Raw genomic sequence first — 13,653 nt, 5'->3', positions numbered from 1 at the left:
CCCGCCGGCCCGCGCGGGGCCTCTTCAGACCCCGACGATCCGCAGCGCCGCCTCGGCCGTGGCGCGGGCGAACTCGTCGGCGGGGCGCTCCGGTTCGGACCGGTGGACCAGGATGACGCCCTCGATCAGCCCGAAGACGAGATCGGTCCGAAGCTCCAGCTCCCTCTTGGCCAGCGCCCCGCCGGCCACCGTGGCGGCGATCAACTGCCGGTAGGCGTCCTTGAGTTCGGCGCGCACGGCACGGAAGCCCGCGAACCGGTCGGCCTGCACCTCGGGCAGCAGGTAGAGCGCACCCAGGTTGTGCGGCCCGGCGCACAACAGCTCCACGTCGGCCCGGCACAGGATCCGCAGCCGTTCCTCGGCCGGGGTCACCTCGTCCGCGAGCAGCTCCCGCGCACAGGCCAGGGACGGCGTGACGGTGGACTCCAGCAGCTCGGCGAGGAGTTCCTCCTTGCCGGAGACGTAGTGGTACATCGACGCCTGCCGCATGCCCGCCCGCTCGGCGACGGTCCGGGTGGTGGTGGCCGCGTAACCGCGGGTGGTGAACAACTCGGCCGCCGCGGCGAGCAGTTCGGCCCGCGGCTCAAGACCGCTGTCGGGTCGCTGCGCGGCCCGCGGCCGGCCGACCCGGCGGCCACTGCTCGTCCCCATGCGTTCGATCCTCGCACACGACGCCGTACGGCGGTCGCGCCGACGCCCCGCCCGACGGGCCACCGCCCCCGGTGAGCCCCAGGTAACCGGGCCGGAACGCCACCGCAACGCCGCCGACCCGACCCCGGCCTAATTTCTGTCGAGCGACAGAAATAACCCCTTCAGCCGAAGGAGACGGAGGTCAGCGATGGCGACAGCGACCACGTACGGGGCCCGGGCGCACGCCCGCGCCCAGGAGGGCACCCGCGCCGAGGCCATGCCCGTGGTACCGGCCGCCGACTGGCCGGACCCGCCCTGCGCGGCCGGCCACCTGGTGTGGGCCGAGACGGTGGCCGGCGGCAACTACACGCACCGCGTCCTCGCGCGCGGCACCGAGCTGCGCCTGACCGACCTGAACGGCGACGCCTGCGCCCACCTCCTGCTCTACGCCGCCGACCGCCCCTGGGAGCGGCTGAACGTCGCCGACACGGTCAAGGTCCAGTGGAACGCCTACCTCCGCGAGGGCGTGCTGCTCCTCTCCGACCAGGGCCGGGTGCTGGCCTCCGTCGTAGCCGACACCTCCGGCCGCCACGACGCCCTCTGCGGCACCTCCACCCTCCTGCGCAACACCGCCCGGTACGGCGACGGCGCCCCGCAGTCGCCCTCCCCCGCCGGCCGCGAACTGTTCAAGCTGGCCGCGGCCAAGAACGGCCTGGAACCGCGCGACCTGCCGCCGTCCCTGTCGTTCTTCCAGGGCGTCAGGGTGCGCGACGACGGCACGCTGGACTTCACCGGCTCGGCCGGCCCCGGCGGCAGCGTCACGCTCCGCGCCGAACAGGACGTCACCGTCCTCATCGCGAACGTCCCGCACCCGGCCGACCCGCGCCCCGACTACGTCAGTACCCCGCTGGAGGTACTGGCCTGGCGCGCCGCACCCACGCCGCCCGGCGCCCCGCTCTGGGACGCCACCCCCGAGGGCCGCCGTGCCTTCCTCAACACCGCCGAATTCCTCGCCGCGAGGGGGCTCGCATGAGCACGCAGAGCGTGGTCCCGGCCCGCGCCGCCTGGTCCGCCGTCATCCGCGCGGGCGAGTTCCTCACCATCACCGACCTGCACGGCAACCAGGCCGTCGACTTCCTCGTCTACGACGCCCACGACACGTCGGTCCGCTACAGCGCGCCCGACACCATCCACGCCCAGGACTCCGTCTTCCTGACCACCAACAGCGTGCTGCTCTCCAACGAGCACACCCCGCTGATGACCGTGACCGCCGACGAGGTCGGCCGCCACGACACGGTCGGCGGCGCCTGCTCCAAGGAGTCGAACACCCTGCGCTACGGCCACCACACCTGGTCCCAGCACGCCTGTGTGGACAACTTCCTCGCCGAGGGCGCCCGGTACGGCCTCGGCAAGCGCGACCTGGTCTCCAACATCAACTGGTACATGAACGTGCCCGTCGAGAAGGACGGCACCCTCGGCATCGTCGACGGCCTCTCGGCCCCGGGCCGGAAGCTGGCCCTGCGCGCCGAACGCGACGTCCTCGTCCTGGTCTCCAACTGCCCCCAGATCAACAACCCCTGCAACGGCTTCGACCCCACGCCCGTGCAGATGACGATCACCGGAGCCGCCGGATGACCTCCTTCGAGAAGCTGCTGGTCGCCAACCGCGGCGAGATCGCCGTCCGCGTCATCCGCACCGCCCGCGCCCTCGGCCTGCGCACGGTCGCCGTCTACTCCGACCCCGACCGCTCGGCGCCGCACGTACGCCTCGCCGACGAGGCGGTCCGGCTCGGCCCGGCCCCGGCGAAGGAGTCGTACCTCGACGCCGACCTGGTCCTGAAGGCCGCCAAGGACACCGGCGCGGGCGCCGTCCACCCCGGCTACGGCTTCCTGTCCGAGGACGCCGCCTTCGCCCGCCGGTGCGAGGAGGCCGGCATCGTCTTCGTCGGCCCGACCCCGGAGCAACTCGAACTGTTCGGCGCGAAGCACACCGCGCGGGCGGCCGCGAAGGCCGCCGGGGTGCCCCTGGCCCCGGGCACCGGGCTGCTGACCGACCTGGCCGAAGCCCTCCGCGAAGCGGACGCGATCGGCTATCCCGTGATGCTCAAGGCGACCGGCGGGGGCGGCGGTATCGGTATGTCGGCTTGTCGGTCAGCCGATGAACTGACCGACGCCTGGGAGCGGGTGCAGCGGGTCGCCGCCGCCTCCTTCTCCTCGGCCGGGGTCTTCCTGGAACGCCTGGTCGAGCAGGCCCGCCATGTCGAGGTCCAGGTCTTCGGCGACGGCCACGGCCGGGTCGTCACCTTCGGGGACCGGGACTGCTCCCTCCAGCGCCGCAACCAGAAGGTGGTCGAGGAGGCCCCGGCCCCCGGCCTGCCCCCGCGAATCCGCGCCCGACTCGCCACCGCCGCCCGCGACCTGTGCGCCTCGGTCGGCTACCGCTCGGCCGGCACGGTCGAGTTCGTGTACGACGCGGCCCGCGAGGAGGCCTACTTCCTGGAGGTCAACACCCGCCTCCAGGTGGAACACCCGGTCACCGAGGAGATCTACGGCGTCGACCTGGTCGCCTGGATGCTGCGCCTCGCGGGCGGCGAGACCGACGTGGTCCGCGACCCGGGCGAACCGCGCGGCCACGCCGTCGAGGCCCGCGTCTACGCCGAGGACCCCTCCCGCGGACACCGGCCCAGCGCCGGGCTGCTGACCCGGGTGGAGTTCCCCGCGGGGGTGCGCGTCGACGGCTGGGTGGAGACCGGCACCGAGGTGACGACGTCGTACGACCCGATGCTCGCGAAGGTGATCGCGTACGGTCCCGACCGCGCCGAGGCGCTGCGCCGGCTGGACGAGGCGCTGACCGCCGCCCGCGTCGACGGGATCGAGACGAACCTCGGCCTGGTGCGCGCGGCGCTCGCCGACCCCGCGTTCCGCGCCGCCGCCCACTCCACGGCGACCCTCGCCGAGGTCACCGACCCCACCCCCCGGATCGAGGTCGTCGCGGGCGGCACGCTCACCACGGTCCAGGACTGGCCGGGCCGCACCGGCTACTGGCAGGTCGGCGTCCCCCCGAGCGGTCCGATGGACGACCGCTCCTTCCGCCTCGGCAACCTCGCCCTCGGCAACCCGGCGGGCGCGCCCGGCCTCGAATGCACCCTGCAGGGCCCGTCCCTGCGTTTCACCCACCCCACCACCGTCTGCGTGACCGGTGCCCCGGCCCCGGTGGCGGTCGACGGCACCCCGGTCGCCCAATGGGAACCGGTGACGGTCCCGGCCGGCGGCCTGCTGGAGATCGGTGCCCCCGCCGAGCACGGCCTGCGCACCTACGTCCTCGTCGCCGGCGGCGGCCTGGACGTCCCCGACTTCCTCGGCAGCGCGAGCACCTTCACCCTGGGCCGGTTCGGCGGCCACGGCGGCCGGGCGCTGCGCACGGGTGACGTCCTGCACGGCGGGGCCGTGACCGACGGCGAACCCGTCGCCGACCGTCCGCGCTTCACCGCCGACTGGCACCTCGCGGCCGTCGAAGGCCCGCACGCGGCCCCGGAGTTCTTCACCGAGGACGACATCCGGGACTTCTACGCGGCCCGGTGGAAGGTGCACTTCAACTCGGCGCGCACCGGCGTCCGGCTGGTCGGCCCCAAGCCGCGCTGGGCGCGCACCGACGGCGGTGAGGCGGGCCTGCACCCCTCCAACATCCACGACACCCCGTACTCGGTCGGCGCGGTCGACTACACCGGTGACATGCCGGTCCTGCTCGGTCCGGACGGTCCCTCCCTGGGCGGGTTCGTGTGCCCGGCGACGGTCCTGAGCGGCGAACGCTGGAAGCTCGGCCAGTTCCGCCCCGGCGACACGGTCCGCTTCACCCCGGTCGACGTGACGGGCACGCCCCGCCCCGAGATCGTCGACGGCGGAGTCCTCGCCCGGGACGGCGACGTGACCTACCGGCGCAGCGGCGACGACAACCTGCTGGTCGAGTTCGGCCCCATGCAACTCGACCTGGCTCTGCGGATGCGCGTCCACGCGCTGATGGAGGCGGTGACGGCGGCGGACCTGCCCGGTGTCACGGACCTGACCCCGGGCATCCGTTCGCTTCAGATCCGGACCGACCCGAGCGTCCTCGCCCAGGCCGGACTCCTGAGCGCGGTAAGAGAGATCGTGGTGAACCTGCCGCCCACCGGGGAACTGGTGGTGCCCTCCCGCACGGTCCATCTCCCCCTCTCCTGGGACGACCCGGCGACCCGCGAGGCGATCGCCCGTTACATGGCGGGGGTGCGCGACGACGCCCCCTGGTGCCCGTGGAACATCGAGTTCATCCGCCGGATCAACGGCCTCGACTCGGTCGAGGACGTCTACCGCACGGTCTTCGACGCGGAGTACCTGGTCCTCGGCCTCGGCGACGTGTACCTGGGCGCCCCGGTCGCCACCCCGCTCGACCCGCGCCACCGCCTGGTCACGACGAAGTACAACCCGGCCCGCACCTGGACCGCCGAGAACTCCGTCGGCATCGGCGGCGCCTACCTGTGCGTCTACGGCATGGAGGGCCCGGGCGGCTACCAGTTCGTGGGCCGTACGACCCAGGTCTGGTCGGGCTGGCAGCAGCGCGGCGCGTTCGAGCCGGGCATGCCGTGGCTGCTGCGGTTCTTCGACCGGATCAGGTGGTACCCGGTGGACGCGGACGAACTCCTCGATCTGCGCGCCGACATCGTCTCCGGCCGGTTCGTGCCGCGCATCGAGGAGGGGACCTTCTCCCTCGCGTCCTACCAGGAGTTCCTCGCCACGCACGCCGACTCGATCGGGGAGTTCAGGGCACGCCAGCAGAAGGCCTTCGCCGCGGAGCGGGACGCCTGGGAGGCGGCGGGCGAGTTCGCGCGCGCCGAGGCGGACGCGGCGCCCGCCGCCCAGCCCGCCGAGGTGGCGGTGCCGCCGGGCGGCCGTCTGATAGAGGCCGAGTTCGCGGCCTCCGTATGGCAGTTGAACGTGGCGCCGGGGGACACGGTGACCACCGGGCAGCCCCTGCTCGCCCTGGAGGCGATGAAGATGGAGTCCAGGGTGCACGCGCCGATGACCGGTGTGGTCACGGAGATCCTGGCACGGCCCGGCGACCAGGTGGCGGCGGGCACGGCCCTGCTCGTCCTGGCACCGGCCCGGAACTGACCCCGAGGAGCACGACCATGTCCAGCACCGTCTCCCGTGTCCGTGCCGCCTACGCACGCATCGCGGCCGTCGACCGGCCCGAGATCTGGATCGGCCTGCGCCCGCGGGACGAAACCGAGGCGGAGGCCCGCACGATCGACGAGCGGGTGGCCCGCGGTGAGCACCTCCCGCTCGCCGGGCGGCTGTTCGCCGCCAAGGGCAACATCGACGTGCACGGGCTGCCCACGACAGCCGGCTGCCCGGCGTACGCGTACGAACCGCGGGCCGACGCCCCCGTGGTGGCCCGCCTGCGCGCGGCCGGCGCGCTCGTCCTCGGCACCACCAACCTCGACCAGTTCGCGACCGGCCTGGTGGGGACCCGTTCCCCGTACGGCGCGGTGCGCAACGCGATCGACCCGGCCAGGATCAGCGGCGGCTCCAGTTCCGGCTCGGCCGTCGCCGTGGCCCTGGGGATCGTCGACTTCGCCCTGGGCACGGACACGGCGGGCTCGGGCCGGATCCCGGCGGCCTTCAACGGCATCGTCGGCCTGAAGCCGACCCGGGGCCTGGTGCCGACGGCCGGCGTCGTCCCGGCGTGCGCGTCGATCGACTGCGTGACGGTGTTCGCCCGCACGGTCCCCGAGGCGGAGCAGGCACTGTGCCATGTCACATACCCCCCGGACCGCCCCCTCCCGGCGCTCCCCCAGCGCGCTCCCGGCCCGTGGCGGATCGCCGTACCGCCGCGCGAGCAGCTCGGCGAGCTGGACGAAGGCTGGGCGGAGGCCTACCAGGAGACGGTGGGCCGGCTGGCCGCCGCGGGCGCGTCGATCCGGCCGCTCGACCTCACCCCCTTCACCGAGGCGGCGGCGATGCTCTACGAGGGCGCGTTCGTGGCCGAGCGCTACACGGCGGTCGGGGACTTCATCGACTCGTTGCTCTTGTCCGGCGGGGCGGGTCTGGACCCCACGGTCACCGGAATCATCACCCGGGCCCGTGACATCCCGGCCCACCGGCTCTTCGCGGACCAGGACCGGCTGACGGACCTGCGCGGCCGTGCCCTGGCCGCGCTGGGAGACGCGGACGCCCTGCTGCTGCCCACAGCCCCCGGCCACCCCACCCTCGCCGAGGTGGCGGCGGACCCGCTGGGCGCCAACGCACGCCTGGGCCGTTTCACCAACTCCACGAACCTCTTCGACCTGGCGGCGGTGGCGGTCCCGGCGGGTGAGGTGAACGGCCTGCCGTTCGGCGTGATGCTGATCGGCCCGGCGTTCACGGACGACCGCCTGGCCGTCATCGCCCGCGCCCTGGAACCGAGGGTCCGTCTGGCCGTGGTCGGCGCCCACCTGACCGGCCAGCCGCTCAATCCCCAGCTGCTGGCGCTGGGGGCGGTACGGGAGCACACGACGACGACGGCCCCGGCGTACCGCCTCTACGCCCTGCCGACCACCTTGCCCAAGCCCGGCCTGGTGCACGTGGGCGCGGGCGGCGCGGCGATCGAGACGGAGATCTGGAGCCTGCCGGCCGAGGGCCTGGGCCGCCTGCTGGCCGCCCTGCCCCGTCCCATGGCGCTGGGCAGCGTGGAGCTGGCCGACGGCACCGCCGTCCCCGGGTTCCTGTGCGAGCCCGGCGCGCTGGCGGGCGCCGAGGACATCACCCGCCACGGCGGCTGGCGAGCGTTCCTGGCGTCGCGCTGACGCCCTCGCCGCACCCGTCCCGGCGGCCCGCCCGGACAGCGGGCTCACCGGTGACCTCACTTTCACGCGGCTGCGCTGAGCCCGCACGGCGAACCAGGGCCTGCCCGGCGGGATCCACCGGGCAGGCCCCACGCGCTGACGGCCGTCAGCCCACCGACGAGTAGGCCACGACTCCCCGCAGCACCAGGTCGACCGCCCTGCGCGCGGCCTTGGCCACCGTCGACCCCTCCACCGGGGCCGCGGCCGAGATCTGCCCCAGCACGTCGATGACCTGCTTGCACCACCGGACGAAGTCCCCGGCGGGCATCTCCGCCTCCCGCAGCACCTCGTCCAGCCCCGTTCCCGAGGCCCACATGTACACGGCCCAGGCGAACCCGAGATCCGGTTCCCGCTGCCCGACGCCCTCGGTCTGACTGATCCGGAAATCCTCTTCCAGGGCGTCCAGCCGACCCCAGATCCGCACCATCTCGCCGAGCGCGGCCTTGGCTTTCCCGGAGGGCAGCTTGGGGGCCATCGCGTCGTCACTGGCGCGGGCCTCGTACACCAGCGCCGAGACGCAGGCGGCGAGTTCGGCGGGGCCGAGGCCCTCCCAGACGCCCGCCCGCAGGCATTCGCTGGCGAGCAGGTCGAGTTCGCCGTAGAGCCGGGCCAGCCGCTTGCCGTGTTCGGTGACCTCGTCCCCGCGCAGGTAGTCCAGCTCGGTCAGCAGCGCCACGATCCGGTCGAAGGTCCGGGCGATGGTGTTGGTCCGGCCCTCGATCCGCCGCTCCAGCTGTGAGGTGTCCCGGATCAGCCGGTGGTAGCGCTCGGCCCAACGGGCGTGGTCCTCGCGGTCGTTGCACCCGTGGCAGGGGTGCGCGCGGATCGCGGTCCGCAGTCGCGCGATCTCGCGGTCGTCGGCCGCCTGCGACCGCTTCTTGCGGGCCCGCTCCGGGGGGATGTGCCCTGCCTTGGTGCGCAGCGCGGAGGCGAGGTCCCGACGGGACTGCGGCGAGCGGGGGTTGAACGACTTGGGGATCCGCATCCGCTCCAGCGCCTCGACGGGCACCGGGAAGTCGATGGCGGCGAGCCGCTTGACCTGCCGCTCGGCGGTCAGCACCAACGGCCTGGGACCGTCGTGCTGTTCGAAGCCGCGGTGACCGTTGGACCGGCCGGCGGGCAGCCCGGGGTCCAGCACCAGGGCGAGCCCGGCGTACTTGCCGGTCGGCACATGGATGACGTCGCCGGGCCTGAGCTTCTCCAGCGCGACCGCCGCCTCGGCCCGCCGCTGGGCCGCGCCCTGCCGGGACAGTTCCGTCTCCCGGTCCTTCAGCTCGCGCCGAAGTCGCGCGTACTCCTCGAAGTCGCCGAGGTGGCAGGTCATGGACTCCTTGTAGCCGGCGAGCCCTTCCTCGTTGCGCTGCACCTGACGGGAGATGCCGACGACCGACTTGTCGGCCTGGAACTGCGCGAACGACGTCTCCAGCAGCTCCCGCGAGCGATGCCGCCCGAACTGCTCGACCAGGTTGACCGCCATGTTGTACGACGGCTTGAAGCTGGACCGCAGCGGATACGTGCGGGTGCCGGCGAGTCCGGCGAGGTGCTCGGGGCTCATGGCGCGCTGCCACAGCACCACCGCGTGGCCCTCGACGTCGATGCCGCGCCGGCCCGCACGGCCCGTCAGCTGGGTGTACTCGCCCGGGGTGATGTCGGCGTGCTGCTCGCCGTTCCACTTGACGAGTTTCTCCAGCACCACGGAGCGGGCGGGCATGTTGATGCCGAGCGCGAGGGTCTCGGTGGCGAACACGGCCTTGACCAGGCCGCGGACGAACAGCTCCTCGACGACCTCCTTGAAGGTCGGCAGCATGCCGGCGTGGTGGGCGGCGATGCCGCGCTCCAGGCCCTCCAGCCACTCGTAGTAGCCGAGGACGTGCAGGTCCTCCGGCGGGATGGAGGAGGTGCGCTCCTCGACCAGGGCGCGCACTTTGTCCCGCGCCTCCTCGTCGTTGAGCCTGAGTCCCGCGTGCAGGCACTGCTGGACGGCGGCTTCGCAGGCGGCGCGGCTGAAGATGAACGTGATGGCGGGCAGCAGGCCCTCGTTGTCGAGCCGTTCGATGACCTCGGGGCGGCCCGGTGTCCACACCCGGGACCGCTGCCGGCGCTCCCGCTCCCGGTCGGCCTCGCGCATGGCACGGCCGCGTCTGCGGTCCTGGTACGAGGGCCGGGTGGCCTCCATCCGGGCCAGCCGGACGAGGTCGGGGTTGACGGCCTTCTTGTGGCCCTCGCCCTCCTCGAACAGGTCGTACATCCGGCGTCCGGCGAGCACGTGCTGGAACAGCGGGACGGGCCGGTGTTCGGAGACGATGACCTCGGTGTCGCCGCGGACGGTGTCCAGCCAGTCGCCGAACTCCTCGGCGTTGGAGACGGTCGCCGACAGGGAGACCAGGGTCACGGACTCCGGCAGGTGGATGATCACCTCTTCCCAGACGGCGCCGCGGAAGCGGTCGGAGAGGTAGTGCACCTCGTCCATGACCACGTAGCCGAGGCCGATGAGGGTCTGGGAGCCCGCGTACAGCATGTTCCGCAGGACCTCGGTGGTCATGACGACCACGGCGGCGTCCGGGTTGATGCTGTTGTCGCCGGTGAGCAGGCCGACCATGCCGTCGCCGTAGCGGCGGCAGAGGTCGGTGTACTTCTGGTTCGACAGTGCCTTGATGGGTGTCGTGTAGAAACACTTCCTGCCCTGCATGAGGGCGAGGTGGACGGCGAACTCGCCCACGATCGTCTTGCCTGAGCCGGTGGGGGCGGCCACCAGTACGCCCTTTCCGGCTTCGAGTGCCCGGCAGGCCTCGATCTGGAAGGGGTCGAGGCCGAAGTCGTACATCTCGCGGAAAGCCGCGAGCGCGGTGGCCTGCTCGGTGGCCCGCCTGCGGGCCGCCGCATACCGCTCGGCCGGTGAGAGGTCCTCTGTCATCGTGCTTTCGAGCGTACCGGTCCCCACTGACAACAGGACGATCATTATCCGGAACATGGGACGACGGACGACGAAGAGGTGCCCGCGTCGTGGGACGCGGGCACCTCTCGGTGACTGTGGGGCCTTGTCAGGTCACGTCGTCGTAGCCGTTCACGCGGTCCGCCGGGCCCTCGGGCAGCGCGCGGCTGGCGGAGACGGTCTCGATCTCGCCGATGCCCTCGGGGGTGAGGTCGAGGTGGGAGGCCTCGTCGTCGTCGAGGCCGTCGTCGTCGCGGCGGCGCCTGCGCCGGTCGTTGAGGAGGGAGAACATGACCGCGCCGAAGTACAGCACCCAGATCGGTCCGGCGAGCGCCAGCATGGAGAGCGGGTCGGTGCTCGGGGTGGCCACGGCGGCGAAGATCGTGATGCCGAGGATCATCCCCCGCCACCAGCCGAGCATCCGCTTGCCGGTGATGATGCCGGTGAGATTGAGCATCACCAGGAGCAGCGGCAGCTCGAAGGAGAGGCCGAAGACGACCACCATGCGCGTGACCAGCTGCAGCAGGTCGTCTAGCGGGAGCAGGTTGCTCACCCCGTGCGGGGTGAAGCCGATGAGCACCTTCGCGGTGGTCGGCAGCACCTTGTACGCGAAGAACGCGCCGGCGAAGAAGAGCGGAACGCCGGTACCGACGAACGCGTAGGCGTACTTCTTCTCGTGCCGGTGCAGACCGGGGGCGACGAACGCCCACAGCTGGTACAGCCAGACCGGTGAGGCGAACACCACACCGGCCATCAGGGAGACCTGAAGGGCGAGCGTGAAGGGCGCGAGCAGACCGTTGATGGTGATCTGGGCGCACTGCCCGTCACCGCTCGTCTTGTTCATCTCCGAGAAGGCGTGGGCGCAACCGACCGAGTCGAGGATCGGCCTGGTGAGGAAGTCGATGATGTTGTTGTAGAAGAAGGCGGCGATCACCGTGATGACGATGATGGCCAGCATCGCCTTCGCGAGCCGGTTGCGGAGCTCACGAAGGTGATCCGCGAGAGGCATCCGCCCCTCGGGGTCCTTCTCCTGTTTGCGGGCAGACTTTGGCAACCCACGTCCTCATCTCGTACGGCGGGCCGGGGGCTACCGGCCCTGCGTCAGCGCTGGGTGGTGTCCGACGGCTCGTTGACCGGGCGGGCGCTGGTCACGTCGCCGGGGGCCGCCTGGATGGTGCGCTGGGCCTGGGACTGCTCGCCGGAGGCGGGCGCCTGGGCGGAGGTGGTGGTGTTGCCGTCTTCCTTCATCGCCTTGGCCTCGCTCTTGAGGATGCGCGCGGACTTGCCGAGCGAGCGGGCCATGTCCGGAAGCTTCTTCGCGCCGAACAGCAGGATGACGACCACAAGGATGAGAATGATCTCGGGGGCTCCGAGCCTTCCGAACATAAGTCTTTACCTTCTCACCGAGGCGGCTGGATGGGGTGCTGTCCGATCCGTCGGACATGCGTCCGAGTGATCGTGCTGTCAGCGATCGTAACGCTCAGGGGTAAACGTGAGGCAATCCCCGTGCGTACTCCCGGTCCGCGGCACGGGCCTCGTTATCCGTACCGCGTGCAGCAGCGTACCTGCCCCTGCGGGCGCCGTGACAGGCCGAAGTGACGCAAACCGCTTACAGCCCCGCTCCTCACACCGCTTGCACAGCGAGGGTCACAGCGTGTCCACAGCACGGGCGGTGCTGACGGCCGCCCGCTCCAGGTCCTCCGCGGCCCGGTTGATCCGCCGCGCCGATTCCGCGACCTGCGCTCCCAGCCGGCGCGCCTCCAGGAACACCCGGACGGCGAGCACGCCGAGCACGGCGAGACCCACGAAACCCACAGCTACCGCGACCATCGCCCAGAACATGGGCCCGAGCCTAGACGGTGGGGTGCAGCCGCAGTGTCCTGACCCCGCCGCCGGTGAGCAGTTCGACGATGCGCTCACCGGCGGGCTTGCGGACGGCGGCCCCGCAGTCGGGGCAGGTGAAGGAGTAGAACGTCGTCTGGCTGGTGGCCCCGATGGCCAGGCGCAGAGCGCTCGCGGTGAGCTCGAAGCTGCCCCGGCAGTCCGGGCAGCCGGCCCTGAAGACCACGGGAACCACTCTTCTCATCCCGGCGAAGGCGGCCGCGACCGTCATCTCCCGCGTGCCCGCGCCACCGGAACCCGAAGACTCGTTCAAAACCCTCGCCCCTTCTTCCTGGCCGTTCGCCTCCGGAGCGCGCTCCTCGGGCTCACGCATGCCCTTCCTCATCGACGTGCCCCACGTGGTCGTACGCCGTCAGTGCCTCCCGGGCCGCCCGGCGGGCGCTGTCGGCCAGCTCGGGCGGTGACACGATCCGGCCGTCGCCGCCCAGCCTGAGCGCCAGCCGGCGCAGGGAGGCCGGATCGGGGGTGCGCAGACTGATACGCAGACCGCCGTCGGGAAGCTCATCCGCGCTGTCGTGCGGGTAGTACTCGGCGACCCAGCGGCCGGCCGGGCCGACCTCGACGACCACCTCGGGGTCCTCGGCGGCCGGCTGCACCAGGGCCTCGGACAGGTCGCGCAGCTCGATCTCGGGAGGTGCGGACGGCTCGTCGAGGATCTTGATCTCGGCGACCCGGTCGAGCCGGAAGGTGCGCCGCGCCTCGGAGCGGCGGCACCAGGCCTCCACATAGGTGTGGCCGACGCTGACCAGGCGGATGGGGTCGATCTCGCGCTCGGTGACCTCGTCGCGGGCCGGTGAGTAGTAGCGGATCCACAGCCGGCGGCGCTCGGCGATCGCCCGGTCGACGTCGGCGAAGACGCCGCCCTCGGACTCGAAGGTCACCGACAGGCGGGCGCTGGCGTCACCCGCCTCGCCGGCCGCGGTCTCCACTTTGGCGGTGGCCCGCAGCAGCGCCTGCCGGTCGCCCTCGCGCAGTCCGGGCAGGGTGGCCACCGCGCGGGCGGCGACCAGCAGCGCGGTCGCCTCGTCGGCGGCGAGCCTGAGCGGTTCGGCGGCCTCCTCGCCGAGGGCGGCCGCGTTGTGCCACCAGATCCGCTCGCCGTCGGTGTCGATGTCCAGCAGGTCGCCGCCCCGGAAGCTGGTGCCGCACATGGGCAGCACGTCGAGGTCGGAGACCAGCTCGTCCTCGGTGATGCCGAAGGCGCGCGCCACGTCCGCGATCCGGGCGCCGGGGCGCTCGCGCAGGTAGGTCACCAGGGAGAGCATCCGCCGGGTCTGGTCGATGGCGTTCACGTGCCTGACCGGTTTGCCTGCCACTGCCTTGCTCCGCTCCC

Annotated in this window: 11 protein-coding genes; 4 read left to right on the top strand and 7 right to left on the bottom strand. The window is 72.4% G+C overall.

The features are described from left to right. Positions 1-24 precede the first annotated feature (24 nt). Entirely contained in the window at positions 25-651 is a 627-nt protein-coding gene (locus LQ326_RS00870; protein WP_234531454.1) for a TetR/AcrR family transcriptional regulator, read from the bottom strand. Positions 652-838: 187 nt separating this feature from the next. Here LQ326_RS00870 and LQ326_RS00865 point away from each other — a divergent pair, with 187 nt between their 5' ends. The 4 genes from LQ326_RS00865 to atzF are packed head-to-tail and all read left to right on the top strand — an operon-like array spanning position 839 to position 7,447. Continuing rightward, positions 839-1,663 (top strand): urea amidolyase associated protein UAAP1, encoded by an 825-nt coding sequence (locus tag LQ326_RS00865; protein ID WP_234531453.1) that lies wholly within the window; start codon positions 839-841, stop codon positions 1,661-1,663. After that, positions 1,660-2,265 carry an urea amidolyase associated protein UAAP2 gene (locus LQ326_RS00860; protein ID WP_234531452.1) on the top strand — a complete coding sequence of 202 codons (606 nt, stop codon included), beginning with the start codon at positions 1,660-1,662 and terminating at the stop codon, positions 2,263-2,265. Before LQ326_RS00865 ends, LQ326_RS00860 begins: the two co-directional genes overlap by 4 nt. Further along, entirely contained in the window at positions 2,262-5,774 is a 3,513-nt protein-coding gene (locus LQ326_RS00855) for a 5-oxoprolinase/urea amidolyase family protein (RefSeq protein WP_234531451.1), read from the top strand. The genes LQ326_RS00860 and LQ326_RS00855 overlap by 4 nt, the downstream gene beginning before the upstream one ends. Positions 5,775-5,791: 17 nt before the next feature. Further along, positions 5,792-7,447, top strand: a complete 1,656-nt coding sequence (atzF, locus tag LQ326_RS00850; protein WP_234531449.1) for an allophanate hydrolase — start codon at positions 5,792-5,794, stop codon at positions 7,445-7,447. 145 nt (positions 7,448-7,592) lie between these two features. On the opposite strand, the gene LQ326_RS00845 is transcribed toward atzF, so the two are convergent. From LQ326_RS00845 to LQ326_RS00820, 6 genes are all read right to left on the bottom strand, one after another. After that, positions 7,593-10,445: a DEAD/DEAH box helicase gene (locus LQ326_RS00845; RefSeq protein WP_234531447.1), complete on the bottom strand. Its 2,853-nt coding sequence runs from the start codon at positions 10,443-10,445 to the stop codon at positions 7,593-7,595. Positions 10,446-10,527: 82 nt separating this feature from the next. Further along, complete coding sequence (gene tatC, locus LQ326_RS00840; protein WP_234531445.1) at positions 10,528-11,472, bottom strand: twin-arginine translocase subunit TatC; 945 nt, start codon at positions 11,470-11,472, stop codon at positions 10,528-10,530. 47 nt (positions 11,473-11,519) lie between these two features. Then, complete coding sequence (gene tatA, locus LQ326_RS00835; RefSeq protein WP_181806521.1) at positions 11,520-11,804, bottom strand: Sec-independent protein translocase subunit TatA; 285 nt, start codon at positions 11,802-11,804, stop codon at positions 11,520-11,522. Between the two features lie 261 nt (positions 11,805-12,065). Then, the gene (locus LQ326_RS00830) at positions 12,066-12,260 is read right to left on the bottom strand and encodes a hypothetical protein (protein ID WP_234531443.1); all 195 of its coding nucleotides are present in this window, start codon (positions 12,258-12,260) and stop codon (positions 12,066-12,068) included. A 10-nt stretch (positions 12,261-12,270) separates the two neighbouring features. Next, positions 12,271-12,531, bottom strand: a complete 261-nt coding sequence (locus tag LQ326_RS00825; RefSeq protein WP_181806526.1) for a CpXC domain-containing protein — start codon at positions 12,529-12,531, stop codon at positions 12,271-12,273. Between the two features lie 94 nt (positions 12,532-12,625). Next, a complete protein-coding gene (locus tag LQ326_RS00820) occupies positions 12,626-13,636 on the bottom strand; it encodes a helix-turn-helix transcriptional regulator (protein ID WP_234531441.1) in 1,011 nt (336 codons plus the stop codon). Positions 13,637-13,653: the final 17 nt, after the last annotated feature.

Source organism: Streptomyces shenzhenensis, from assembly GCF_021462265.1.
GTDB classification, from domain to species: Bacteria; Actinomycetota; Actinomycetes; order Streptomycetales; family Streptomycetaceae; genus Streptomyces; species Streptomyces shenzhenensis.
Note: the sequence above shows the minus strand (reverse complement) of the source record. Positions and strands in the feature narration are given on the sequence as shown.